We start from the raw sequence: 23,870 nt of genomic DNA on the forward strand, positions 1-23,870 counted from the left end.
TACGCGCACAAGGAATCAACTCCCGTGTTGCTCTGGTGGATGTACGTCCGGACAGGCGCACCTGACTGCCTCCGCAGCACCGGCGCCACGGAGACCGTCAGGGGACGCGGCTCAGCAGTCCGTGGGGTTCAGGTCACGCAGCTTCGGCCAGGTCTTCGGGCCGATCGACCCGTCGGCCTTCAGCCCGTTCTTCTTCTGGAAGCGGATCGTGGCGGCCCTGGTGTTGTCACCGAAGATGCCGTCCACCGTGCCGGGACTGCACTTGACGTACTCCAGCAGGCACTGGGCCTCCTTGACGGTGTTGCCCTGGGAGCCCTTGGAGATGATGGTCGTCAGCGTCCTGCTGTAGTCGAAGCCGTGGTAAGGAGTGCCGTTGACGGTGAAGGCGATGTGGCGGTTCGTGCAGGGCGAGCCGGCCGTCACCCGTACTTCCTTCAGGTCATCCTTGGCATGGGCCGAGCCCGCGAAGACCGTGCTCGCGAGGGCGACGGTCGCGATACCCGTACCGGTGAGCCGAGCAGTCCTCGTGATGGTCATGGTCTTCTCCCGTCGTGGTCCATGAGCGAACCGTTGCTCGCCCGCCCCAGTCTGGAGAAGTCGCACGGCGGGCGGAACCTGGAACATTGCAGGTATGCCTCGTCACAGGCTCTCGGTGAGTCGGTCATCGTCGACGTCGACTTCGGGATGCGTGCACCGCGCGGGCTTGCCCAGCGACCGGGCGCAGGCGATTTCCGGTCCTCCCTGCTCGTGCCTCCTGGGTTGGCGACCGCGGCCCCCGCGCCGCAGCCGCCGCCTTGAGCGCGCGCTCGCCTCAACGAGCTAGCGGAGCCGCCCTCAGCAGACCCGGACCCCGTCGATCATGTTGTTCCAGGGAGTGTTCGCGAGGCTGTCCTCCGTGTGGTACGCGTGGCTGTCGAACTTGTAGACCCAAGAGCCCTGCCAGTTGTAGAACCGAGCCCGCGTGCCGGTGGTCTGGTTGTTCTTGTACGAGGTGAGGCGGTCGTTGAAGCCGTAGTCGCTCAGGTCGCGGAGTGCACACACGTACAACGACAGCTTGCTGCCCGTCCAGTTGGCCCCGTCCCACATGCACAGATAGGTGTAGGAACAGCCGGTGCCTGCCGCCGCGCCGGGCACGGACACCGTGATGCTCGCGCTGCCGTCCTTGGCACGGATTTCGTTGTAACTCACCTGTTCCGCGGGGACCTTGATGTCGGCCAATTGGGCGTCCACCCGGGTCTGCAGCTGCGCCGCCTGCCGGGCCGACAGGCCGACCGCCTTCGCCTCCGCCGCGTACGCCGACTCGGCCGGCTGCGTGGCGCGGTCGGCGGCAGCCGCGGTGGCGCTGCCGGCTCCGAGTGCCAGCGCCATGCCGCAGAGCAGGGCTGTGGCGCGCTTCGTGGTCCTGGTCTTGAACTTCATGGGTTTCCCTCCGTCGGGATCGGGCCTCATGAACAGGTTCGGACCGAGGGTGACCGTCGCGCACCACACTTCGGCCTCAGCCACATCGAACTCCCAACAACTGCAGTCCCATGGCCGTCACCGTGTGCAGTACGTGCTTGCCGTCGCGGCGGCTGGTCAGCAGACCGGCTTCCCGCAGCACCGCCAGCTGCTGACTGGCGCTCGGCAGGGAAATGCCCACCGCCGCCGCCAATTCCGACGTGGTGCCGCAGTCGCGCGTCGCCGTCTCGCGGAGCAGGAAAGCCCGGGTTGAACCAAGGAGCCGGGCAAGTTCGGGAGCGGCGGCCGAGAGCGGAGCGATCGTCTTGTCAGCCGGGTAGACCAGTACCGGCCGGAGCGTCTCGTCGATCAGGGTGATCGGCCGGCGCCAGCAGAAGTAGGAAGGGATCAGCCGCAGGCCGCGCCCGTGCAGGTGCAGGTCCCGCTCGACCGGGTAGTTCACCTCCAGCACGGGCGGATGCCACACCGCCATGGGCCGGAACGTCTCCAGCAGGGCCCGTGTGCCGCCGGCCACCAGAGTACGGGACCGCCACGCCACGTCGGCGCGGACAGCCGCGTCGATCCGATCCCAGGCGGGTGCCAGAAACGCCTCGTGGTAGGTCCGCAGTCCCTTGCCCAGCAGGCGCAACGCCTCAATGTCGCCCCGGGCCAGAGCCGGGTAGGCGATGGGCTTCTTGGCCGCTGCCTCCAACGCTGCCATCTCTGCACGCAGCTGGCGTCCGGGCGTGGACAACACCCGGTCGATTCCGGCCGCCAGGCTGACATTCTCACCCTCGAGGTGCGGGGTCAGGAAGTCCGGCATGTAGACGGCGTACGGCGTCAGGGTTCGCAGCATCCTCACCGCCCACTGGGGCGCCCCGCCGCTTCTGATGCGCGTACCAGCCACCCGCCGCCAGGGGTCGAAGGCGATGGACCCGTCCTTGCTTTGAAGTCGGCAAACGCTGCAGACAATTTCCCAGAGCGGGTCGGGACTCCGGGCGATCCGGATGTGCTCCAAATCCTGACTGGTGAAGTGGATTCTCAGCAACGACTTCCTCCGACGTCCTGGACGTGGGCACGAAACGCGCAAGGCCTATGCTGAGGGCCTCTCATTGCCATTTGATCGACGCTGGATAAACGCGGCCGTCCGGGCGCTGCGTCTGCTACGCGCGGGACGCCCGTGATGTCGGAGCCGGTGCTCGAGTTGACCGATCGTGTGTTTCGGTTACGGGCGGTCGGCCTCTTTGCTCGTAGGTCTGCTTATGGGAGATCGTCAGTCGCGGTCGTGGATCGCGTCGGGTGAACTGTGTTCGCCGACCGAGCCGTTGCTGCCGAAGCCGGGTCCGAAGAAGGTCCGGGGCAGGCAGGCCGCGGGTGCCGGACCGGCAGGCCCTGTGGGGGTGCTCCGCAGAGCCGCGTGGTGTCCATCGCGCTGCGTAAACTGTCGGCTCGTACGGCCCGTCTGTGATGGCTGCTCGCACACCGGCGGCTTCCCGCTCGACCCGAAGGACTGAGCCGTGCCCGACCGACCTGAGATCGTCTGCATCTGCGGCTCCACCCGATTCGTGAACGAGATGAGCGCGGCGAACCGCGATCTCACCTTCGCAGGTGTCATCGTCGTGGCGCCAGGTGTCTTCCTGCCTGCCGAGGATCGCGAAGGGGACGAGTTGATCACCTCCGAGCAGAAGACCGCGCTGGACGCCCTCCACCTGCGCAAGATCGACCTGGCTGACCGGGTTCTGGTCGTCAACCCTGGCGGGTACATCGGTGAGTCCACGAGCAGAGAGATCGCATACGCCCACGCCACCGGCAAGCCGGTCTCGTTCACCGATCCTCTCTGACCAGCAGACGCTTCATTGTGTGCGCGGGCCGCGACGTCGACTGAACCGCGTCGATCGACTTCACGATCGCGCGCGCCCATCAGCCGGGCGTGACCCTGCCACCGGGGTGGGCATCTCGGGGTCGCTCAGGCCGACGCAGTCAAAGGCCCAGGAGGCTCCGAGTAGACGAAGGTGCCGGGTGGTCCAACGGGTTGTGCCGGCCGGGCAGTTCCGGGCCGTCGAAGCCGCAGTCGGCGGCCGAGCGCCAAGTGCCGGCGTGCCACTTGCCGATGAGGCCGTTGCAGCCGTTCTTCCGCAGGGCGTGGGAGAAGGTGTGAACTGGTCCTCGGCCAGGTCCTCAAGGTAGCCGGCGTTGCGTTCGTGGTTGGCGAGCAGCTCGTGCCGGGGAGGGGGCCTGTCCGGTCAGGAGGCTGGGGTGCCGTCCTGGGTCAGCTTGTCGAGTTCTGCGACGCCGAGCACCTTCGTTGAGCGGCGGTGGCAGTCCCCGGCGAAATTGGATTGCCTCGGGGGCGGCGCTCACGTTGGCTGGGCAGCATGGCTGAACTGCGCACCGATCGCCTTGTGCTCCGTCGATGGCAAGACTCCGACCTTGAACCGTGGGCGGCGATGAACGCTGATCCCGAGGTCCGGGAGCACTTGGGCGACCTGCTCACCCGTGAGCAGAGCGATGCCTCCGTGGCGCTGTTCCAGGCCGAGTTCGACCGGCGGGGCTACGGATGGTGGGCGGTTCAACTGCAGGCCACGGGCGAGTTCATCGGCTTCGCGGGCTTGGACCAGGTGGATGACGGCATGCCGTTCACGGGGGTCGAGATCGGTTGGAGGCTCGCTCGCTCGGCCTGGGGCCAGGGCTACGCCACCGAGGCCGCCTTGGCCGGCCTGGCCTTCGGTTTCGAAACGCTCGAACTCCCCGAGATCCTTGCAGTGACGACTGCTACCAACCTCCGCTCCCAGGCAGTGATGCGCCGGATCGGCATGACCCGCGACCCTGCTGACGATTTCGACGACCCCACCGCGCCCGAAGGGCCACTGCGGCCGAACGTGCTGTACCGGATCGCGTCCGGTGTGAGGGGCTGACGCTCTCGGCCCGGTCGCTCGGCCAGGCTGCGGCGGGGAGCGGGCGCCCTCCCCGGCAGATGCCTTCTGTGGCTTCGGTCGCGACCCACCCGAGAGTGCCGAGCCGACGCAAGGCTTCCCCCGCTCCTTGCGGTTCGGGACGGTGGGGTTGGCCGTGGGTGTCAGGCAGCGGTGTGGTGGGCCAGGAGGTGGTGCGGGTCGCCCTCGCTGGTGTCGGGCTCGACGTCGGTGTGGATGACTGCGGCGGTCAGTTTCGGGACGGCGTGCAACAGTGCGTGCTCGGCCTCGACCGCGATGTGGTGTCCGGCCCGGACGCTGAGGTGGCCGTCGATGACGATGTCCGCCTCGGCACGCAGGCGGTGGCCGATCCAGCGCAGCCGCAGCCCGCCGACCTCTCGTACGCCGGGCACCTGGCGCAGTGCGGTCTCGGCGGCGTCGACGAGGGCGGGATCGACGGCGTCCAGCACGCGGCGGAAGACCTCGCGGGCCGCGTCGCGCAGGACCATCAGGATCGCCGCGGTGATCAGCAGTCCGACCACGGGGTCGGCGAGCTGCCAGCCCAGACCGGCGCCGCCGGCGCCGAGGAGGACGGCCAGGGAGGTGTAGCCGTCGGTACGGGCGTGCAGGCCGTCGGCTACCAGCGCGGCCGACCCGATCTCGCGGCCGACCCTGATGCGGTAGCGGGCCACCCACTCGTTCCCGGCGAACCCGACCACGGCCGCCGCCGCGACCGCCCACAGGTGCTGCATCTCGCGCGGGTCGATCAGCCGGTCGATCGCCGTCCAGGCGGCGAAGACGGCGGAGGCTGCGATGGTGGCCACGATGACGATGCCCGCCAGATCCTCGGCGCGGCCGTAGCCGTAGGTGAAGCGCCGGGTGGCGGCACGTCGGCCCAGGAGGAAGGCGATGCCCAGCGGGACGGCGGTCAGCGCGTCGGCGGCGTTGTGCACGGTGTCGCCCAGCAGTGCGACCGAGCCGGAGATCACCACGATCACCGCCTGCGCGACAGCGGTGACGCCCAGAACCGCCAGGGATGTCCACAGCGCGCGCAGCCCGCGCGCCGACGACTCCAGCGCCGCGTCCAGCTTGTCGGCCGACTCGTGGGAGTGCGGCACCAGCAGATGCCCGGCCCGATGCCGCAGCCGAGCGAGCCGCCCGTCTCCCCCACCGTGCGCGTGGCCGTGCGGGGCGTGAGAGTGATGCCCGTCATGGTGGCCGTGGTCGTGGCTCACGGGGTCCTCCTCGTGCGGGTGCGCGGGCAGGGCGAAGCCGCGCCCCGTTGGACACGGGAGCGGCACGCCCTCCATTATGTGCGTATGAGCGCACGCACGCACCTATCAACTGCGCATGATGCGCACCCGCACAACCCGCGTGAGGAACAGTTCGCCCTCGCAGCCGAGATCCTCGCCCTCCTCGGCGACCGCACCCGTCTGACCCTGCTGCACGCCCTCGCCCAGCAGGAAGCGGACGTCACCACACTGACCGAGGCGTGCGGCGCCCAGCGCCCCGCCGTCAGCCAGCACCTGGCACGTCTGCGCCTGAGCGGCCTGGTCACCACCCGCAAGGAAGGACGCCGCGTCGTCTACACCCTGGCCGACGGACACCTGCGCCGCGTCGTGGACGAAGCACTGAAGCTCGCCGACCACCACCTCACCAACCGACCCGCGCACGACTGACCTACAGCGCCTGGCGCCTTCCAGCCGACACAACACTGCTGCGGGGGCAACGGCGGGACATCCATGACCGAGGCGGTCTCGGAACCGCCGCGCTCAGGGCGTACGGGGCGGCCTCGGCGGTGGCCCTCACTGATGACCGTCGCAGTGGCCGCCGCAGCCGAGCGACTGGTCCGTATCGGCCAAGTGGCACGACGTGCCGTCGTCTCGGTGCGCGCCGTGCGCTGCCACGGACAGTGATCGAAGGGGCGCGGCTGATCAGTCCGCGTCTGCACGGGACAGTGCGTCGGCGACCATGCGGGTGGCGAAGTCGGGGTCATCAGTGATGCGGTTGATGTGCTCCGCGAGCAGGAAGGCGGTGGCTTCGAGGCCAGTCAGTTCCGGCTCGGTCCACTCCCCGTACTGCTTGCGCCACAGGTTCGGACTCAGGCCGGTGCCTGCGGCGACCACCAGTCCGGACATGGTGGGGATGATTTCGGGGCGGAAGGTCTGGGCATCATGCGCATCGTGGCCACGAGGTTGGGCACCACGTGCTCGATGACGTCCTCGTCGTGCTTCGTGCAGGCCGCCCTCAGCCACTGCGTGAACATGTAGATGAGCGTGCATGCGCCGTCCAGCAATTCCTCCACTCCCCGAGGACCCAGGGTCGCGATGTACTGATTGATCATCGCCTGCTGGTCGGGGGCGGTCTCGGTCCTGCCGTCGCGGATCTGTTTGAGCCGCGAGTCGATCATCATGAGCGCCGCGTCCACGTCACCGACGGGAGCGTGCTCGGGGTCACAGGACGATGGCACAGAAGTTACTCCTCGCGTGACCGCGGTGGGTGACACTGCTTCAGCGCACAGTAGACGGTCGCCAGGCCGGGTGTCCGGCGAAGCCCCGAACGTGGGGCGATCTTGGACAAGGGCGTACCCCGAGACCGTGACGGGGCCAAGCATTCCGAGCGCCTTCCCGTGTCGTGGCGCATCCGCCCTGCCGGCCCCGCTCTCGGCGCCGTGGTCCGGCACACCGCCTCCACCGTGACCACCTCGGTGGTGGTCGCCCTCGTACCGCCCCTTGTCTTCACCGACGGCCGTCAATGGTCGGCGGTCGTCAGGCGGCGCTCGCCTTCGACTCAACACACGTAACTCGACCGGCACGGACCGAACTGCTGCTCAGCCGCCGACCTGGCTGGAGGAGACCGTTGGCGAGGTCCGCCTCGCCGCCACCCTCGTCCGGGCCCGCAGGCGACCGCGCGAGAATCTCTAGGGCTGATCACCGATGCCGAGGGCGTGTTCTTTGAGGAAAGCGCCCGCGTGGGCGGCGGCTTCCTCGGCGGTCGCGTACGGGGCCCCATCGGCGGACGCACCGGATGCCCCATCAGCGCCTCGGCCAGTCCAGCCCCAGCCGCCGGAAGGCGACTGCACCACCTCAGCAGCCCCTCCGAACAGGGCAAGTGTGCTCTTGCCCGCCGGCGCGGATGCTGGGCGGCTGACGGCGTCGGGCCATTTCTTGCGGGCGCCCTGCCGGGTGATGCCCCAGACGGCTCCCAGTTGTTCATAGCTCGCGCCGTAGGAGCCGGCGGTCGCCGCCGCCCGCGCCGTGAGCCGCTTGACCTCGCCATCCATCACCTTCCAGGCGGCGAGGACGGACAGCGCCACTTCGACCGGACTCGCGTCCCACATACGGTCGACGGACGCCCCGGTCTCCCGGGAACGGATGGCGGAAGCCAGGGGGTTCAAGGCGTCGTACAGGGCCGCATCCAGCCCTGCCTGCTCTTCCGGAGTGATCTCGAAGGCCGTCATGCTGCAACTTTAGTTTACGGAAGCGGTCTACGTAAACTAAAGTTTCCGCACCGCGTCGGTTGGCACCGCATCACTCACCACGGGGCGGATGCGGACGCGGGCCTGACGGTCGCTCACTGGCCGGTGAGCCGCGACAAATCGTTGGACTCCCTCGGTGCGGGTCGGCGAACATCCGCGGGTGACGGATGAAGCCGATGGCCGGGGACCGCGCAGGCGGAGCCCGAAGTGTGTGCGTTTTGTCGAGCTGTCCGGCGGGGCGATGTCCGCTCTGCTCGATGGTGACCTGTCCGAAGCCGGCCGACTGGCCGGGGTTCGCTGCCCGAGTGCTTCGTGACCGGCAGCGCACGGTGGCTGTGGCGGTTCCGGCTCGACCAGATGGCCGCCGATCCCGGCGAGGCCCGGTGGATGGTGCGGTACGCGGTCGTCGGTGACCAGGGTCTCGTCGTCGGACATGCCGGGTTCCACGGACCACCTGACGCGGCCGGCACGGTCGAGATCGGCTATTCCGTCGCTCCCGGCTTCCGTCGCCAGGGATACGCCCGGTCCTCGCTGACCGAGTTGCTCCGCCGGGCCGCGGCCGAGCCCGCGGTCACCACTGTGCGGGCGACGATCAGCCCGGCAACGTGGCGTCCCTGGCCACGATCTCGGGCTTCGGCTTCGTCGAGGTCGGAGAGCAGTGGGACGAGGAGGACGGCCGCGAGGTCGTCTTCGACGTCCCTGCCCGCCCGACCGTACGAGGACGGACGCCACCGCCTTGCGATTGCGAGGAACTGTCGGGCGGGTAAGGGTAGTTGGGAACACAGGGACAGTTGTTCGGCGCGGCGTCGGCGTGCCGGGAGAGGAGCGGGAGGTGCGTTTCACACTCGGCGTACAGGCGGAGACCGGGGATCACATGGGCGCCACGGACGACTTGTACGACTGGCTGCGCCAGGACCCCGAGCTGCGGGGACTCGTGCGCCGCGACCTCGTGGACAGCGCGCCCTCGGGAGCGATGGGCGGTGCGTGGAGCGAGCTGCTGGCCCTGCTGCTCGCCCCCGGCGGGCCCACCGCGGCGGCCGGCGCCGCTCTCGTCGTCTGGCTGCAGAACCGGCGGAGCAATGTGACCGTCACCATCAGCCGGCCGGACGGCACCCAGCTGGTGGTCACCTCCGAGAAGGTCCGGCCGCTGACCGCCGAGGGCACCGGCGAGCTGGCCCAGCGGGTGGCGGAGGCTCTGCGGGAGCCATCGGCTCAGGATGCCGGGCGAGGGCCGTCCGCGCCGGACACGGGCGAGCGGGAACTGTCCGCCGGTGACGGCACTGGGCAGGCCGACGGGTACGGTTCCCGCCGGCCGGACGGAGACGGCACGCGCCGGACCGAGGGGGCGCACTGACCATGCCGTTAGGGAGAGGGCCGGATCTGACCGGCCCCGGCTGTCACGCGGTGGTGGTCGGCACGGGCCGCCACCCGGGGGACCGGCTGCACGATCTGCCCGCGGCCGTGCCCTCGGCGCGGGCGCTGGCCGAGACGCTGCGCACCCACTGCGGCATGGGTGAACGGGTCCGGGTCCTGACGGACCCCGCGTCACCCAGCGAGGTGCTGGAGGCGCTGGCGGAGGCCGCGGACCGGGCGGCGCCCACCGAGGAGCGGCCCGAGAGCGGCATCGTCGTCTTCTGCTTCGTCGGCCACGGTCTGCGCGCGCCCGGCGGTCGGCTGTATCTCGCGACGGCCGCGACGAAGTCCCTCACGGACACCGCTCACGCGGTGCCCTACGCGGAGATCGAGCGCTATCTCGGCGACGCCGCCGCGGATCCTGTGCTGATCCTCGACTGCTGTTTCGCCGGGAACGCCCGGGAACCCGGCCGGGCCCCCGCCCAGGACCCGTTCGGCGCGTCCCGTCCCCAGGGGAGCTACCTGCTCGGTTCGGCCCAGCGCAACTCCCTCGCCTACGCCGCCGAGGGCGCCGAGTACACCTTGTTCACAGGCCGTCTGCTGAAGCTGCTGCGGGAGGGCGACGCGGGTGCCCCCCGGCTGCTGACGCTCGGTGGGATCTACCGCACGCTCGACCAGCGGCTCCAGGGCGAGGCGGCCCGGCCCTACGGCGGTGGCACCGCCCGCATGGCCGAGCTGGTATTCACCACCAACCGCCGTTATCCCGCGCGTCCTGCCCCGGACGTCCCGCCAGTGCCCGACAACGACTCGGACGCCGTGTGCCCGTATCCGGGCCTGCGCCCGTACCTGCCCGAGCAGCACCACCTCTTCTTCGGCCGCGAGGCGTTGACGGAGCGGCTGCTGGCCAGGATCGCCGGGAGCAGGCCGGGCGAACCACTGGTACTCATCGGCAACTCCGGCGTCGGCAAGTCGTCGCTGCTGCGCGCCGGGCTGAGCGTGTCGGCGCACCGTGCGGGACTGGGGCCGGTCTGCCTGGTGCCCGCACCCGGAGCGCGACCGCTCCGGCGGCTCGCCGAGGCGTGGGCGCAGGCAGTGGGCCGCCCGGTCGCCGAGGTCGTACGCGATCTGGAACGGGGTCGTTTCACCCGGGAGGATCCCGGGACACGCGGCGGGCCGGTGCCCGGGGTCCTGGTCGTCGACCAGCTGGAGCAGTACTTCACGCACGGCGCGGACGAGGCCGAGCGCGGCCGGTTCGCCGCCGCGCTGGCCGCGGCCGACGGCCCGCGCGTCGTACTGGCGTTGCGCGCCGACTACCACGGCGACGTTCTCGGCGACCCGTATCTCGCACCGTTCGCGGAACGCGATCACTTCGTCGTGCCCGCCATGAACGACGACGAGATCGAGTCTGCCGTCGTCGAGCCCGCCCGCTATGCCGGACTGGAGTGGGAGGCGGGCGTCCCGCGCATCCTGATGCGCGAGGTGAACGAGGAGAGGCGCGGCGGACGCACCGGCGACGCGGCGGCCCTGCCGTATCTGGCGTACGTCCTCCAGGAGATCTGGCTCCGGCGGCGCGGCACGACGCTCACCTACGCCGCGTACCAGCAGGCGGGCGGCATCCGCGACGCGGTCGCCCGCGCCGCCGACCGGATCCACGACGGCCTCGACGAGGAGGGCCGGCAGCGGCTGCGCACCCTGATGCTCGCCATGGTGCAGGTCGCCGACGGAGAGGGCCGGCTGGTGCGCCGCAGGGTGCCGCGCGAGGAACTGGCCGACGCGCAGGACTTGCTGCGGCTCCTCGCCGACGCCCATCTCGTCGTGGTGGACGAGGACGGCGGGGCGCAGCTCGGGCACGACTCGCTGTTGCACGCCTGGGAACGGCTGACCGGCTGGATCGAGGAGGTCCGGGGCGAGCTGCTGCGGCTGCGGCGGCTGACGGCCGCGGCGGAGGGCTGGGACGAGGGCGGACGCGGGCCCAGCGGCCTGTGGCGGGGCTTCGACCTGCGGGAGGCACGTGAGCCGGCCGCCGGCCGGACCGCCGGGGCGGCGCCCGTACGGCAGGTGGTCCGCGACTTCGTCGCCGCGAGCGACGCCGCCGAGCGGCACCGGCGACGGGCCGTCCGGGCGTGGGTATCCGTGCTGTCGGTGCTGACCCTGGTGGCGGCCTCCCTGGCGGGCTGGGCCTTCCACGAGAACGGACAGGCGGCGAACCGGGAGCGAGCCCTGATCGCCCGCGAGCTGGCAGGCCGCGCCGACCTCATCCGCGACCACGACCCGGGGACGGCGCTGCGCCTCAGCCTGGCCGCGTACCGCACGGCCGAGACCCCGGAGACCCGTTCCAGCCTGTACGCGGCGGCTGTCACCCTCACCCCCGTCCACCTCACCCCCGCCGAGCCCCACCGCGAGCCCGTCCTCAGCCTCGCCTACCGTCCGGACGGAAAGGCGCTGGCCGCGAGCCACCGGGACGGCCGGGTGCAGCTGTGGGACCTGTCCGATCCCAAGCAGCCGGCCGAGGGGGGCTGGTTCCGGGTGAAGGGCCGGCCCGTCCTCGCCCACCATCCTCGCGAGCCGCTGCTGGCCGCGCAGACGGGTACGGAACTGACCCTGTGGAACACCGCGGACCCCGAACGGCCCGAGCGGCTGGCGCGGGTGCCGGTCGAGGGGAGCAGGACGACGTTCACTGTGGCGTTCAGCGAGGACGGCCGGACCCTTGCGTCCGGCGGCGACAAGGGCCGCCTGCGGTTGTGGGACGTCTCCGACCCGGCGCGCCCGCTGCTGCGCGCGCGGCGTACGGTGGCGGACGCGGAGCTGATCTCCCTGGCGTTCACCCGCGACGGACAGCACCTGATCACCGGCAACGGCAACGGTCCGGGCGCGGACGGGAACCCCGCCGAGGTGCGGCTGTGGGACCTGGCCGACCCCGGCCGGCCCGTCCTGCGGGACACCGGCCAGGCCCCCTCGGTCATGTCCGTCGCGGCCCATCCGCATCGCGACCTGGTCGTCGCGAACGGCGGTGGCGGGACGGCAGTCTGGTGGGAGGTGGTGGACGGGCGGGAACTGCGGCGGGTGACCGCCGAGGACGGCTCGGGCGGCTGGGGCGGTTACAACGGCATGCCGCAGCTCGCGTTCAGCCCGGACGGCAGGTTCCTGGCGGCGGCGGACCGCGACACCGGCGTACGGCGGCTCGACGCGACGGCCGAGACGGCCGAGCTGGCCCGGATCAGGCCGGAACTCGGTGTGCTGTCCGCGGGGCAGCCGGTCCAGTCGGTCACCTACAGTCCCGACAGCCGCTATCTGGCCGCCGGTGAGGTGGGGGGCGAGATCCGGCTGTGGGGCGAACGGGCGTGGGCGCCCGCGCTCCCCGGGTCCCTGCCCGTGCAGGAGGTGGCGGGCACGGGGCCCATCAGCGACGACGGCAGGCTGCTCATCACCAAGGAGGCCGGGCCCGACTACTCCACGACCACCCGGATCTGGACCATCGGCGACAACGGTTCGCCGAAACCGCGGTACACCCTCCCGAAGGACTGGGAGGCGAACTGGTTCCTGACCGGCCGGGACGGCGACCCGGTCCTGCTGGCCCACCACTGGGCCGAAGGGCTGGACCACACCCTCCAGCTCTGGCGGTTCGGTGCCACGGGCCCGCCGCTGCGGAGCGCGAGCATCCGCTACACCGCCGACGTCTCCCACATCACCGTCAGCCCCGACGGCGGCTTGCTGGCCGTGGGTTCGAGGGAGGAGCGGGCCATCGCCCTGTGGGACATCAGTGACCCCGCTGAGCCGGTGCGCCGGGCGGACATCCCCGCGCAGGCCAAGGGCAGTCTCTTCGACACGGGGAGCCTGTGGTTCGCGGGGCCGCACACCGTCGTGACCGTCGAGAACGAGCGGCACCTGCGTTTCTGGGACGTCTCCGACCCCGGCCGTCCGCGCAGGGGCGGGGTGATCGAGGACGCGGCGCTGCGCCGGGGCGCGATGTACGACGGTGCGTCGCGGCTGCTCGTCACCGAGGAGAGCGGCGACACGATCCGGCTGTACGACCTCTCCGAGCCGGCGCGTCCGGTCGAGGGGAAGCGGATCCCTGCCGCTCCCGAGAGCTACTTCCCCTCCGGGAAGGACGAACTCGCGACCGCGGTCGCCGACGGCACGGTCGAGTTCTGGGACGTGTCCGATCCCGGCGAGCCGAGGAAGAAGCCCGAGACGGTACGCCTTGACCACGCCATCACGTCCCTCACCGTCACCGCCGACGGCCGTCACGTCATCACCGGCAGCCCGTACCGCATCTGGTTCCTGGGCCGTGACGGCCGCTGGGTGACCCCGGAGTTCGCCACCCTGGAGGCCGCGGAGTCCGTCCGGCTGCCCTCGGGCGGCAGCTGGCTGGCCGTCACCACCGGAACCGACGGGCCAGGTCTGTCCGACGAGCGGAACACATACATCCTCGACTACGACACCGACCGCCTCTACGAGGTCATGTGCCGCACACAACCCGTCGGTCTGTCCGAGGACCGCTGGGAGGCGTTGTTCCCGCACCTGGAGCACCGCGACTCCTGCGCCGAAGGGGAATGACCATCGTCCGGCCGAGTTGAGCGCGGTCCCGGGCGGGAACGCGAGCATCGGGCGCTCAGCTCTGACGTGTGCCGCCGACCCGGTCGCCGGTGACCGCGACGGCACCGGAACGGCACAGGTGCCCGGCACGCCTGGCGTCGCCCCGCCAGGGCCTGTGCGAGAGGGCACTTGGGCAGGGAATGCGCAACTTCGACATGGCCCGCGGAGGCGGCTACCTTCTCCCGGGTCCTCGGCGATCGCCCACGGCCGCACGGGAATTCCTTCGGGCTGAGCCGAGCCACCCGCGTCGGGCTGAGCAGGTCACGCCCCAAGGACCGGCCCTCGCCCCCGTGCGCGAGTCACCGGACCGGGTCCGCACCCGACACCCCGACCAGGGAGAGACCGCATGGCCCAACTCGCTCTGTACACATTCGGCGTCCTGAAGTCGCCCCTCGCCGATCCCGCACCTCTCACGCACGAGTTCTACGACATCGGTGAGGCCGTTTACCGGAGGATGAGCCGGCACTCCGGATACCTCGCACGTGCCGAACTGGCAGACGGCGACCGGGGCGCGCTGTTCGATGCGGACTGGGGTGCCTGGGGAGAGTTCGTCGTGCCGGCCTGGTACGACAAGGGCCGCACGCCGGAGACCACCGCTCTGGCCACGTCCCTCTCCCTCTGGACCGACCTGGGCCCCGCCTTCGACGCCGTCTACACCGGTCCGCACCGTGCGGCCCTGAACAGGCGATACGACTGGTTCGAGAGGACGGGGCACCCGAACTACGTGTTCTGGTGGGTCTCCGACGGCGTGCTACCCACCTGGCAGGACGGGGTTTCCAGGCTGGAGCACCTCCACGACCACGGGTCCGCGCCGCACGCCTTCACCTTTCACGACTCGTTCGCCCCGGACGGAACTCCGGCCACCGGCCGTCGGCGGTGCGGAACGGAACGGAAGACCGGAAGACGGTGACCGCGGGATGCGACCATGACCGGTCTCAGAGCCGGGGCTCGCCGCCCTCCGGTGTTCGGCGCGGGTCGGCGCGGGCCGGCTCGACGGCGGTCCGACGCAGTTCGACGCGGCGGAGGAAGTCCGCGCGCTGCCGGGTGTCGGTGGCCAGCTCCACCGCGACGTGTGCCAGGGCGGTCGCACCGTCCAGGACGGCCCGGTCGGCGCCCGTACTGGTCCCGTGGCGGGTGAAGCCGGCGGTGTGCTGGAGTGCGCCGCCGGTGTCGTAGCCGATGCACGGGTGAAGCGACGGTACGGCGTGGGAGACGTTACCCATGTCGGTGGAGGCCATCAGCTCGCCGTGGCGGGGCACCGGGTCGCGGCCCAGGGCGCGTGCGGCCCGGAGGTAGGCGGAGGTCAGGAACGGGTCCTGCCGGAGATCGGCGAAGTCATGGCCGCGCTGCACGACGTCCAGTTCCGCTCCGGTGGCCAGGGCGCCCGCCTCCAGGCAGGCCCGGACCCGCCGGCGAGCCGCGGCCAGTGCCTCCGTGCTGCGGGCGCGCACCTCGTAGCGTGCCCGCGCGCGCTCCGGAATGACGTTGACCGCGTCGCCCGCCTCGTGCACGACGTCGTGGACCAGGGTGCCCGGCGGCAACTGCTGGCGCAGCATGCCGACAGCCGTGTGCGCCAGGGTGACGGCGTCGAGCGCGTTCACCCCTTCCCACGGGGCGAGGGCGGCGTGCGCGGGCCTGCCGCGGAAGGTGACGTCCCACGCCCCGACGGCGAGGGACGAGGCCCCGACCGAGTCCTCCGGCGCCGCGTGCACCATCATCGCCGCGGCCGCGTCGTCGAACACGCCCGCCCCCAGCAGCGGCACCTTGCCGCCGATGTCCTCCTCGGCCGGTGTGCCCACGAGCTTCACGGTGATGCCGACGGTGTCCGCGACGGCCGCCAGGGCGAGGGCCGCGCCCACGGCCGCCGCGCCGTTGACGTTGTGCCCGCAGGCGTGCCCGATGCCTGGCAGGGCGTCGTACTCGGCGCACAGGGCGATCACCAGGTCGCCCGAGCCGTGGGTGGCGACGAGGGCGGTCGGCAGTCCGGCCACTCCCCTGGTCACCCCGAAGCCGGCGTCCTCCAGCAGGAGGGCGATCTTGGCGGCCGACCGGTGCTCCTCGAGCGCGGTCTCGGGCTCCGCGTGCAGGCTGTGGCTGAGCCCGACCAATGGCCCGCTCCGGGAGCTTACGGCGTCCGTGACGCCGTCGAGGGCGGCTTCCCGCAGGTGCTCGTACCGGTGGTCTGTCATGTCGCCTCCTTGCTGTGCGTGATACGGGGCTTGTCCGTGGCCGGCGACGGCCGGACCTCGCGGTAGAGCAGGCCGAGCAGTGCCCCGCCCAGCGCCACGGCGGCGCAGGCCCCCCACGCCCACAGGTAACCCGCCTGCCCGATGCCGCCGTCGGGTCGTGGGTGGCCGGCGAAGAGCGCGCTGATCACCGCCGCGCCGATCGCCGCTCCCAGGGAGAGCGCCAGTTCGTTGATGCCGACGGACAGGGCCGTCTCGGTCTCCTCGACGACCTCCACCGACAGGGTCCGGGTGACCGCTTCGAACATGCCCGTCGCCACCCCGACCAGCAGCGCCCCGACGAGGTACTGCGGGAGGGAGCCGTGGAACAGCATCAACGACAGGAAGCCCAGCGCGCCGAGACCGCCGGTGACGACCATGGTGGCCCGGTCACCGATGCGCCGGGCCAGCCTCGGCGACGCCGTGGATCCGCCGAAACCGACGACGACCATCGCCAAGGACACCAGCGAGATGGCCCGTGGCCCCAGCCCCATCCCGTAGCCGTCCCCGGCCGGATCGGCACCCAGGAAGACGGCGTTGGCCCCGAGGAATCCGATGGCGCCGAACGCGGCGCAGAAGGTGTGCGCACTCACGATCGTCAGCCGCGGATTGCGCAGCAGTCCGAGGTCCACCAACGGATGGTCCGACCGGTGTTCCACCCTCACCCACAGGGCGAGGAGGGCCGCCGCGACCGCCGCGGTGGCCACGGAGGACGCCGAGTCCCATCCCCAGGAGCCGCCTTCGGTGAGCAGCAGGATCAGTGCGGCGAGGCCCAGGGTCAGCAGGATGGCGGCCGGCACGTTGAAGCGGCCCGCGCGCGGTGCCGTGCTGCTGGGCAGCGCGAGCGCGGCCATGAGGGCCAGGCAGCCGAAGGGCACCGCGGTCCACAGGCCTGCGAGGGCGTGCTCCTCGCTCAGCGACCCGGCGACGAATCCGCCGGCCCCGATGGACAGCAGCAGCGCGCCGACGAGCACCGACATCCCCGTACGACCGTGTTCCGGAGCACGGGATCGCAGGATTCCGGCGAGCAGGGGAAAGAAGCCGACGACGGCGCCCTGGAGCACCATGCCCAGCGCGAGCGTCGTGGTCGTCGGCCGCGAGGCGATCAGCAGGGAACCGGCCGCCACCATGGCGACCGCGATCCGCAGCAGGCGCCGATGGCCCCAGATGTCACCCCAGCGGGACAACAGCGGAGTCAGCACCGCGAAGGCGAGTTGCGAGAGCAGGTAGAGGTTGCTCTGGCCCACCCCGCCGATGCCGACGTGGTGTCCCACCGCCGGCAGCAGCGGCGTCAGATACCCCTGGACGACTCCGCTGCAGACCACGATCACCGCCATGACCGCGAGCAGACCGCGGCCCCGGCTGACAGCAGGCGTCACCGTGTCACCCTCTTCCCCTTGGTTGAAGAACGAAGTGGTGACTACAGTGCGAGCTCCACCGGAAGCGTTCGCCGACTTCGCAAGAATCGTGCGGGAAGGCCGGCTGCGATGAAGGAATCAGCCAGCGTCACCGAGCTCGACCTCGCCCTGGTGCACGCGCTCCAGATTCGGCCGCGTGCCGCGTGGACCGAGATAGCGCCTTCCCTGGGAGTGACGGCCGTGACCCTGGCCCGCCGTTGGGAGCGGCTGACGGAGCAGGGGCTGGCGTGGCTGTCCGCCGTCCCCGGCCCCGCCTACTCCCACTCCCGCTGCACCGCATTCGTCCTCGTGGGATGCCGGCCCGCCGCGCGGGAGTCACTGGCCGCCCGGATCGCCGAGCTGAATCAGGCGGCGACCGTCGAGCTGACCGCTCCGGGCAGCGCCGACCTGCTGTTGGACGTGCTGGCCGCGGACCCGGCCGACGTGCACCGGTTCGTCGACGAACACCTGGCAGCCCTGCCCGAAGTGACGTCGGTGGAGTGCCTGTTCGCCACGTCGCTGTACGCGGAGGGCAGCCGGTGGCGGCTCGGTTCCCTGGACCCCGCACAGCTCTCCGCCCTGGGCCGCCGGCGCGGCGGTGTTCCGGACGCCGAGGCGCCCACGTCCGCTCTCGGCGAGGTCGACCGCGCGCTGCTCGACGCCCTGGCTCACGACGGACGCCTCGGACTGGCCACTCTGGCGCAGCGCCTGGACGTCAGCGCCGCGACCGTCCGGAGACGGCTCGGCAGACTCACGCGTTCCGGAACGGTGGCCTTCCGCTGCGACGTGGCACCCGAACTCACCGGGCTCCCGGTGGCCGTGACCTTCCGGGGCCGGGCGCCGATCAGGGACGTCAACACCCTGCACCGCACGCTGGCCACCCTGCACGGTTGCCGGCTGGTCGCCGCCGTCACCGGCAGTTCCACGGTCCTGGCCACCTATTGGCTGCCCGGCATCGGCTCCGTGCAGCAGCACGAGACGGCCATGTCCGCGCGCCTGGGCACTCTGGAGATCACCGATCGGATCATCGGCGCCCGAACCGTCAAACGCATGGGGCACCTGCTGGACAGAGCGGGCCGGCGCGTCGGCACCCGTCCGGTGCGGTCCTGGTAGCACCTGGGGCGCCGCACCGTCGTAACGACGCCCTTCAGGCAGTGATGCCGGCTGCGAGCCGGTCAGCGACGCTGCGGGGCTCGCGGCCGAGGAGTTCGGCCAGCAGGGGGTCGGCTTCGGCGAAGTGGCCGGCGCGGCCGGCCTGGTACCAGGTGAGCATGAACCGGGCCATCTGCTCCGGGACGCCGATCGAGATCTGGTCGGCGACCCACTGTTCGTCGTCCAGGACGACGCGTTCGATGGTGCGGCCGGTGAGGTCAGAGGCGATCTTGGCCAAGTCTTCCAGGGTGACGGCGGTGGGCGCGGTGAGGTTGACCGGGCCTTCGAAGGAGCGGTCACCGGCGAGTATGACTGCGATGGCCTCGGCCACGTCGGCACGGTCGGTGTACGGGACGGGACCGTCTTCCGGTTGGGCGATCCGTCCGGTCCGCTGCCACGGGCCGAGCACCTGGTCCAGGGTGCCGTAGGCGCCGTTGCGCAGTGCGGTCCAGGCGACTCCCGACTCGGCGAGGATCGCCTCCGTGGCGATGTGCATCTCCGACGGCAGGTACGGATTGCCGGGGACGGCGGCCAGCTGGCTCGTGTAGAGGATCCGCTGGACGCCGGCCGCGACGGCGGCCTCGACCGCGTTTCGGTGCAGGCCGACCAAGTCGGCCGCCGGGTCGTTGCCGGACACCAGAAGCACCTGTTCGGCACCGGCGAAGGAATCGCGCAGCGCGGCCGGGTCGTCGTAGGAGCCCTGCCGCACACGTATACCGCGGTCGGCGAAGTGCTTCGCCTTGGCGACGTCGCGGACGCTGACGCCGATCCGGTCGGCGGGTACGCGTGTGAGGAGGTGTTCGACAGTGGTCCCGTTCAGACCCCCGGTGGCACCGGTGACAACGATCATGTTCGTGGCCTCTTCCTGTGTGCCCACACCGGATTCGCCCTGGTGGCGGCCGCATCATAAGTTGACGACGGTGAGGGTCTTGGCCGGTGCGGTGCCTTCGGGATCCGGCCTGCGCGCCGACGCCAGGCGCAATTCCCAGCAGATCCGCTCCGCCGCGATCGGCGCCTTCCAGGGGCGGGGCCTGACCGTGCCGCTGGAGGAGGTCGCCAAGGCGGCAGGGGTGAGCAAAGCCACGATCTTCAACCGGTTCGGCGGTCGGATCGGCCTCATCGAGGCCGTCATCGAAGAGGTCGTCGCGACGGAGCTGTTCGCCGTCATCGACCGCACTCGGTCCATCGGCGACGTCGGTGAGCGGATCGCGTACTACCTCACCGCGCTCCGCGACCTCCAGTACCGCCAGCCCGCGGTCAACGACGTTCTGCTGCCGGGCCGGGAGCGAGGCCAACGACGAAATCGTCGCGGCGGCGCGGGCCGCCGGTGCGCTGCGGCCGGAGTTCACGGCGGGCGACCTTCACGCCCTGGTCCTCGACAATGCCCTCGCCCTCAAGCACGGCGAGCGGCCGCATCGGGACGATTACGACCGCCGCACCGCCTACCTCCTGGACGGGATCCGCCCGCGCCGGTCCGCGTCAGACGGACGCTGACCGCGCCGTCGCCCCGTGGGGCGGGGTCGCGCCGCCCGCGGGACCTACACGCGGTCCGCCGCGATCAGGACGTACTGGAAGGAGCCGTCGCGGTACGACTCGATGAACGCCTCCTCGATGCCGGTGACCAGCGAGGACGTGGCCCGCAGTTCCCAGTAGGGCAGCGTGTCCGGCGTGAGGTCGACGATGGTGTGCGGCACGAGGCGGTTGTCGGCCATGGCACGCAGGTACTCGCGGCGGGAGTGGATGTTGCACTCGAAGTGGGCGTTGATCTGGGAGACCCACTTCGACGGCTGGCCGTAGCGCGGGTTCCAGCAGCCGGTGATCGTCACGTACCGGCCGCCCACCTTCAGGAAGCGTGAGTGCTCGGCGAACAGGTCGTGCAGGTCGACGTACATGGTCGACTCGTTGTTCCACGAGGCCGTGACGCTGCCCTTCTCGAAGGGCGTGTCGAGCATGTTGCACACGCGGGAGCGGACGTGGTCCTCGATGCGCAGTTCTCGCGCGCGCCCGTTGCCGAAGTCGGCCTGGGCGGCGGACAGGGTGACGCCCTCGACCCGGCAGCCGAAGCGGTGGTGTGCCATGACCATGGAGCCGCCGCGACCGCAGCCGGCGTCGACGAGGGTGTCCTCGGGGCCGACGGAGCCGAGGTGGTCCATGAGGAAGTCCGCCTGTGCCGACTCCAGCCGGTGCAGCTCCGCGATGAGCTTCTTCTCGTACTCGCTGTGCGCCGGGTCGCCGAGCGCGGCGTGGTCCACGGCGCCGATGCCGTAGTGGTGGTGGTAGAGCCCGTCCACGTCCCCCAGGCGCAGGTTGACCGGCCTGGCCTCGTTGTTCCAGTAGCGGGCGATGTCCCCCTGGTAGGGCGTCGCCGGGGCCGGGATCTTCGCGGTGGCGGTGGAGGTCGTTTCAGTCGTCACAGAGGTATCCGTTTCTTACCAGAAGTCAGGCAGGCTGTAGCGGTAGGTGTTGGTGCGGTGCCAGTCGTGGTTGCCGTCGACCCACGCGGCGACGCCCCTGAGGAAACGCAGCACGGTGGGCAGGGGGCAGGCCGCGGCGAGGTCGGCCGCGGCGGCCTCGAAGGCGTGCTGGAGTTCGTTGTGGACCTCGACGGCCTTCAGGTAGGCGTCGCGCTCGGAGAGCTGCTCGCGTTCCGCGATCACCACGGGCAGGTTGAGGTGGAGGCCCGGGCTGTCGAGTTCCTTGGTGTACGAGTAGAGGTCGTTGACGATGGTGGTCGCGTTGCCGGCGAGGGCGATGACCCGTTGCATGTCCGGCCGGGCGTGCAGATCCGCGGGCAGTTCGTAGCCGCCGACGGTGTCGGTGATCGTGGGGCAGGGCCGGAAGTTGTTGAACTGGCGCATCGCCAGGTACTCCCACACCTCCGGTACGTCACCGGTCTGAGCCCAGGCGGCCTCGGCGAGGTAGCCCATGTGAAGCCGGGCCATGTCGTGCCGGTAGCGGTCGGACTGGGAGGGTGTGGCCGCCTCGACGAAGTACTTCATCGCGCTGTGGTAGGCCCGGCGCGGGGCGTCCGCCGCGAGCGACTCCTGCCACGGCGGCGTGTACTCCGCGGTGGTGTGGAAGTGGTCGATCGCGGTGTGCGCGAGGAGGAGACGCCCGCCGAGACCGACGGGTGACCCGCCGTGGTCCTCGCAGTAGCAGTCGTCCACCGCGTTCTCCGCGACCATCAGCCGCGTCGCGAGCATCAGGTGGTCGATCGTCGGTGCGTCGGGGTGGCAGCCGACCATGTAGCGTCCGACGGAGAAGCCGTCGAACTGCCCTTCCCATTCCTCGGGATATAGCTGGACCTCGTCCTCGGCCCAGCACTTGATCCGGCGGCTCACCTCCTCGACGCGCGCCGGGTCGGGCTCCGGGACGGGGTGGTGGTAGAGGCCGGGGACGGCACGGCCCTCGGCGGACGGTGCGGGGGGCGGGGCCGCCGGCTCCGGTACGGATCGCTGCCCGCCGGGCAAGGCGAGTGAGGTCGTGCCCGGTCCGGTCGGTCCGCGCAGGACGCGCTGGAGAGCGGAGTCCGCGGCGGCCGTGGTCGCGGTCGCGTGCGGCGTGTCGGGTGCGGCGGGAGCGTCCGTCGGCGGCGGTGGTGGTGGTGTCGGCTCGGGGAGCGTGACCGGCGGATGCAGCGCCGCCAGGAAGTCAGGGTCGGGCATCGGCGGCTCCTTGCTGCGGTGGGGTGGGCACTCCGTGGTGCGTGCGGCGGTCGGGCCGGGGCATGCTGCGCATCGCCTCAGCGCGGCCCGGAGGCGATCTGCACGTTCTCCATCACGCCGAGGGCGTCGGGCAGGAGCACCGCGGCGGAGTAGTAGGTGCTGACGAGATAGGAGATGATCGCCTGTTCGTTGATGCCCATGAACCGTACGGAGAGACCCGGTTCGTACTCGTCGGGCAGTTCCGTCTGCCGCAGGCCGACGACGCCCTGGTTCTTCTCGCCCGTGCGCATCGCGATGATGGAGCTGGTCTGTTCCTTGCTGATCGGGATCTTGTTGCAGGGCAGGATGGGGACCCCGCGCCAGGCCGGGACGGACTGACCGCCGAGCTCGACGTGGTCGGGGTAGAGACCGCAGGCGTTGAAGCCGCGCCCGATGGCGGCGATCGTCCTGGGGTGGGCGAGGAACAGTTTGGTGCCGCGACGGCGGCAGAGCAGGTCGTCCATGTCGTCCGGGGTCGGGGGGCCGCTGCGGGGCTGGATAACTTGCTTGAAGTCGGCGTTGTGCAGCAGCCCGAACTCACGGTTGTTGATCAGTTCGTGTTCCTGACGCTCCCGCAAGGCCTCGACGGTGAGCCTGAGTTGTTCCTCGCTCTGGTTCATCGGGCCGTTGTAGAGGTCGGCGACCCGGGTGTGCACGCGCAGAACGGTCTGCGCGACGGAGAGCTCGTACTCGCGCGGCTTCAGTTCGTAGTCGACGAAGGTGCCCGGCAGGTCGGGCTCGCCGACGTGCCCGGCCGACATCGCGATCTCGGCTTCACCGTGCTTGTTCTGCCGCTGCCGGGTGCGGGCACCGAACCCGTCGACGTGTGCCCGGAGCTGTGGCGCGGCATCCCGGACGGCGGCGAAGTCGGCTCGCGTGAGGGTGAGGAGGGTACCGGCCGTCTCGGCGGTGACCGTGCAGTCGTGGCGGGCGTCGGAGTCCGTCAACGCGTTCTCACCGAAGTGGTCGCCGTCCGCGAGTACGGCGATGGCGATCCCTCCGCCGTACTTGCCCTCGGAGGTCTGGCTCACCCGGCCGTGGGCGATCAGGTGGATACGGTCTGCGGGGCTCCCGCGCTCGACGAGGACTTCGCCCGCCGCGAAGTCGCGCTGCGTGCACCGGCCGGCGAGGGCGCTCAGGACGTCCGGGTCCTCGAAGCCGCGCAGGAGGGCCAGTTCGGTGAGCTCCCGGGGGATCACCCGGACCGTCGCGCCCTCCTGGACGAATTCGACGCGTCCGTCGCCGAGAGTGTGACGCAACCGCCGGTTGACCCGGTAGGCACCGCCCGCGGCCTCGACCCAGGGCAGCATCCGCAGCAACCAGCGGGAAGTGATCTCCTGCATCTGCGGCGCGGACTTGGTGGTGGTGGCGAGATTGCGGGCGGCGGCGGTACTCAGGGACTGCTGCGGCGTGGCTGGGGTGGTCTGGGCTTCCGGGATGCTGTCGACGGACATCGGCGGGATTTCTCCTTGGACGACGGGTCGTCCGGCGCACACGGGTGCGCCGACCGGGAGACGGGGAGGAGTGGGCAACGAGCGGGAGGATCACGGGAATCCGTCCACACGCAGAAGCTAGCGGCTGAACTGGCGGCATTCAGCAGGGAGACGAGGTGCTTA

The 23,870-nt window shown here is 71.0% G+C and carries 20 protein-coding genes and 4 pseudogenes; 11 read left to right on the plus strand and 13 right to left on the minus strand.

Annotated elements, in window-relative coordinates; translation table 11 throughout:
* Positions 1–111: 111 nt before the first annotated feature.
* From AMK11_RS23290 to AMK11_RS23300, 3 genes are all read right to left on the minus strand, one after another.
* On the minus strand, positions 112–537 hold the full coding sequence (locus AMK11_RS23290; RefSeq protein WP_073729965.1) for a peptidoglycan-binding domain-containing protein: 426 nt from the start codon (positions 535–537) through the stop codon (positions 112–114).
* A gap of 297 nt (positions 538–834) precedes the next feature.
* Positions 835–1,419: a peptidase inhibitor family I36 protein gene (locus tag AMK11_RS23295; RefSeq protein ID WP_073729966.1), complete on the minus strand. Its 585-nt coding sequence runs from the start codon at positions 1,417–1,419 to the stop codon at positions 835–837.
* Positions 1,420–1,495: 76 nt separating this feature from the next.
* Positions 1,496–2,485 carry an ArsR/SmtB family transcription factor gene (locus AMK11_RS23300; RefSeq protein ID WP_073729967.1) on the minus strand — a complete coding sequence of 330 codons (990 nt, stop codon included), beginning with the start codon at positions 2,483–2,485 and terminating at the stop codon, positions 1,496–1,498.
* A gap of 469 nt (positions 2,486–2,954) precedes the next feature.
* Between AMK11_RS23300 and AMK11_RS23310 the strand changes: the two genes are divergently transcribed.
* On the plus strand, positions 2,955–3,278 hold the full coding sequence (locus AMK11_RS23310; protein ID WP_073729968.1) for a hypothetical protein: 324 nt from the start codon (positions 2,955–2,957) through the stop codon (positions 3,276–3,278).
* A gap of 175 nt (positions 3,279–3,453) precedes the next feature.
* Here AMK11_RS23310 and AMK11_RS38660 read toward each other — a convergent pair.
* Positions 3,454–3,690: pseudogene (locus AMK11_RS38660) on the minus strand (sulfatase-like hydrolase/transferase); the annotation flags it as partial.
* Positions 3,691–3,812: 122 nt separating this feature from the next.
* On the opposite strand from AMK11_RS38660, the gene AMK11_RS23320 reads away from it, so the two are divergent.
* Positions 3,813–4,352 (plus strand): GNAT family N-acetyltransferase, encoded by a 540-nt coding sequence (locus AMK11_RS23320; RefSeq protein WP_073729969.1) that lies wholly within the window; start codon positions 3,813–3,815, stop codon positions 4,350–4,352.
* 161 nt (positions 4,353–4,513) lie between these two features.
* On the opposite strand, the gene AMK11_RS23325 is transcribed toward AMK11_RS23320, so the two are convergent.
* Positions 4,514–5,584 carry a cation diffusion facilitator family transporter gene (locus tag AMK11_RS23325; protein ID WP_073729970.1) on the minus strand — a complete coding sequence of 357 codons (1,071 nt, stop codon included), beginning with the start codon at positions 5,582–5,584 and terminating at the stop codon, positions 4,514–4,516.
* 84 nt (positions 5,585–5,668) lie between these two features.
* Here AMK11_RS23325 and AMK11_RS23330 point away from each other — a divergent pair, with 84 nt between their 5' ends.
* Positions 5,669–6,028, plus strand: a complete 360-nt coding sequence (locus AMK11_RS23330; RefSeq protein ID WP_073729971.1) for an ArsR/SmtB family transcription factor — start codon at positions 5,669–5,671, stop codon at positions 6,026–6,028.
* A 255-nt stretch (positions 6,029–6,283) separates the two neighbouring features.
* On the opposite strand, the pseudogene AMK11_RS23335 reads toward AMK11_RS23330, so the two are convergent.
* Both AMK11_RS23335 and AMK11_RS23340 read right to left on the minus strand, forming a co-directional pair.
* Positions 6,284–6,819, minus strand: a pseudogene (locus AMK11_RS23335) (hypothetical protein).
* Positions 6,820–7,269: 450 nt separating this feature from the next.
* Positions 7,270–7,809 carry a hypothetical protein gene (locus tag AMK11_RS23340; RefSeq protein ID WP_073729972.1) on the minus strand — a complete coding sequence of 180 codons (540 nt, stop codon included), beginning with the start codon at positions 7,807–7,809 and terminating at the stop codon, positions 7,270–7,272.
* Positions 7,810–8,214: 405 nt separating this feature from the next.
* Here AMK11_RS23340 and AMK11_RS38665 point away from each other — a divergent pair.
* The 5 genes and pseudogenes from AMK11_RS38665 to AMK11_RS23360 all read left to right on the plus strand — a co-directional run.
* A pseudogene (locus AMK11_RS38665) lies at positions 8,215–8,367 on the plus strand (GNAT family N-acetyltransferase); the annotation flags it as partial.
* Positions 8,368–8,432: 65 nt separating this feature from the next.
* A complete protein-coding gene (locus tag AMK11_RS38670) occupies positions 8,433–8,594 on the plus strand; it encodes a hypothetical protein (RefSeq protein ID WP_241847051.1) in 162 nt (53 codons plus the stop codon).
* A 65-nt stretch (positions 8,595–8,659) separates the two neighbouring features.
* Entirely contained in the window at positions 8,660–9,181 is a 522-nt protein-coding gene (locus tag AMK11_RS23350; RefSeq protein ID WP_073729973.1) for an effector-associated constant component EACC1, read from the plus strand.
* Between the two features lie 2 nt (positions 9,182–9,183).
* The gene (locus AMK11_RS23355; RefSeq protein ID WP_107429737.1) at positions 9,184–13,737 is read left to right on the plus strand and encodes a caspase, EACC1-associated type; all 4,554 of its coding nucleotides are present in this window, start codon (positions 9,184–9,186) and stop codon (positions 13,735–13,737) included.
* A 385-nt stretch (positions 13,738–14,122) separates the two neighbouring features.
* Positions 14,123–14,686, plus strand: a complete 564-nt coding sequence (locus AMK11_RS23360) for a DUF3291 domain-containing protein (RefSeq protein ID WP_073729975.1) — start codon at positions 14,123–14,125, stop codon at positions 14,684–14,686.
* A 25-nt stretch (positions 14,687–14,711) separates the two neighbouring features.
* On the opposite strand, the gene AMK11_RS23365 is transcribed toward AMK11_RS23360, so the two are convergent.
* Together AMK11_RS23365 and AMK11_RS23370 are read right to left on the minus strand one after the other, a co-directional pair.
* The gene (locus AMK11_RS23365; protein ID WP_073729976.1) at positions 14,712–15,965 is read right to left on the minus strand and encodes an amidohydrolase; all 1,254 of its coding nucleotides are present in this window, start codon (positions 15,963–15,965) and stop codon (positions 14,712–14,714) included.
* Positions 15,962–17,380, minus strand: a complete 1,419-nt coding sequence (locus tag AMK11_RS23370; RefSeq protein WP_241847052.1) for an MFS transporter — start codon at positions 17,378–17,380, stop codon at positions 15,962–15,964. Before AMK11_RS23370 ends, AMK11_RS23365 begins: the two co-directional genes overlap by 4 nt.
* Positions 17,381–17,488: 108 nt before the next feature.
* On the opposite strand from AMK11_RS23370, the gene AMK11_RS23375 reads away from it, so the two are divergent.
* On the plus strand, positions 17,489–18,511 hold the full coding sequence (locus AMK11_RS23375) for an Lrp/AsnC family transcriptional regulator (protein WP_073729978.1): 1,023 nt from the start codon (positions 17,489–17,491) through the stop codon (positions 18,509–18,511).
* Positions 18,512–18,545: 34 nt separating this feature from the next.
* Here AMK11_RS23375 and AMK11_RS23380 read toward each other — a convergent pair whose 3' ends face one another.
* Positions 18,546–19,400 carry an NmrA family NAD(P)-binding protein gene (locus AMK11_RS23380; protein ID WP_073729979.1) on the minus strand — a complete coding sequence of 285 codons (855 nt, stop codon included), beginning with the start codon at positions 19,398–19,400 and terminating at the stop codon, positions 18,546–18,548.
* Between AMK11_RS23380 and AMK11_RS38675 the strand changes: the two are divergent.
* Both AMK11_RS38675 and AMK11_RS39135 read left to right on the plus strand, forming a co-directional pair.
* Positions 19,399–19,620 (plus strand): annotated as a pseudogene (locus AMK11_RS38675) (hypothetical protein); the annotation flags it as partial. The gene AMK11_RS23380 and the pseudogene AMK11_RS38675 overlap by 2 nt on opposite strands.
* 127 nt (positions 19,621–19,747) lie before the next feature.
* Entirely contained in the window at positions 19,748–20,044 is a 297-nt protein-coding gene (locus tag AMK11_RS39135) for an SbtR family transcriptional regulator (protein WP_338012656.1), read from the plus strand.
* A 44-nt stretch (positions 20,045–20,088) separates the two neighbouring features.
* Here the strand turns inward: AMK11_RS39135 and AMK11_RS23390 are convergent, their stop codons facing one another.
* The 3 genes from AMK11_RS23390 to AMK11_RS23400 all read right to left on the minus strand — a co-directional run bounded on the left by AMK11_RS23390 (position 20,089) and on the right by AMK11_RS23400 (position 23,708).
* On the minus strand, positions 20,089–20,964 hold the full coding sequence (locus AMK11_RS23390; RefSeq protein WP_073729980.1) for a geranyl diphosphate 2-C-methyltransferase: 876 nt from the start codon (positions 20,962–20,964) through the stop codon (positions 20,089–20,091).
* Positions 20,965–20,979: 15 nt separating this feature from the next.
* Entirely contained in the window at positions 20,980–22,215 is a 1,236-nt protein-coding gene (locus AMK11_RS23395; protein WP_073729981.1) for a family 2 encapsulin nanocompartment cargo protein terpene cyclase, read from the minus strand.
* Positions 22,216–22,292: 77 nt separating this feature from the next.
* A complete protein-coding gene (locus AMK11_RS23400) occupies positions 22,293–23,708 on the minus strand; it encodes a family 2B encapsulin nanocompartment shell protein (RefSeq protein ID WP_073729982.1) in 1,416 nt (471 codons plus the stop codon).
* Positions 23,709–23,870 lie beyond the last annotated feature (162 nt).

It is taken from the genome of Streptomyces sp. CB02414, assembly GCF_001905385.1.
In the GTDB taxonomy this organism is placed as follows: domain Bacteria; phylum Actinomycetota; class Actinomycetes; order Streptomycetales; family Streptomycetaceae; genus Streptomyces.

What these genes read in the sequence shown, in the direction of transcription:
- AMK11_RS23290 (WP_073729965.1), bottom strand. Translation starts at nt 537, where the DNA reads ATGACCATCACGAGGACTGCTCGGCTCACCGGTACGGGTATCGCGACC.
- AMK11_RS23295 (WP_073729966.1), bottom strand. Translation starts at nt 1,419, where the DNA reads ATGAAGTTCAAGACCAGGACCACGAAGCGCGCCACAGCCCTGCTCTGC.
- AMK11_RS23320 (WP_073729969.1), top strand. Translation starts at nt 3,813, where the DNA reads ATGGCTGAACTGCGCACCGATCGCCTTGTGCTCCGTCGATGGCAAGAC.
- AMK11_RS23330 (WP_073729971.1), top strand. Translation starts at nt 5,669, where the DNA reads ATGAGCGCACGCACGCACCTATCAACTGCGCATGATGCGCACCCGCAC.
- AMK11_RS23340 (WP_073729972.1), bottom strand. Translation starts at nt 7,809, where the DNA reads ATGACGGCCTTCGAGATCACTCCGGAAGAGCAGGCAGGGCTGGATGCG.
- AMK11_RS23355 (WP_107429737.1), top strand. Translation starts at nt 9,184, where the DNA reads ATGCCGTTAGGGAGAGGGCCGGATCTGACCGGCCCCGGCTGTCACGCG.
- AMK11_RS23360 (WP_073729975.1), top strand. Translation starts at nt 14,123, where the DNA reads ATGGCCCAACTCGCTCTGTACACATTCGGCGTCCTGAAGTCGCCCCTC.
- AMK11_RS23365 (WP_073729976.1), bottom strand. Translation starts at nt 15,965, where the DNA reads ATGACAGACCACCGGTACGAGCACCTGCGGGAAGCCGCCCTCGACGGC.
- AMK11_RS23375 (WP_073729978.1), top strand. Translation starts at nt 17,489, where the DNA reads ATGAAGGAATCAGCCAGCGTCACCGAGCTCGACCTCGCCCTGGTGCAC.
- AMK11_RS23380 (WP_073729979.1), bottom strand. Translation starts at nt 19,400, where the DNA reads ATGATCGTTGTCACCGGTGCCACCGGGGGTCTGAACGGGACCACTGTC.
- AMK11_RS23395 (WP_073729981.1), bottom strand. Translation starts at nt 22,215, where the DNA reads ATGCCCGACCCTGACTTCCTGGCGGCGCTGCATCCGCCGGTCACGCTC.
- AMK11_RS23400 (WP_073729982.1), bottom strand. Translation starts at nt 23,708, where the DNA reads ATGTCCGTCGACAGCATCCCGGAAGCCCAGACCACCCCAGCCACGCCG.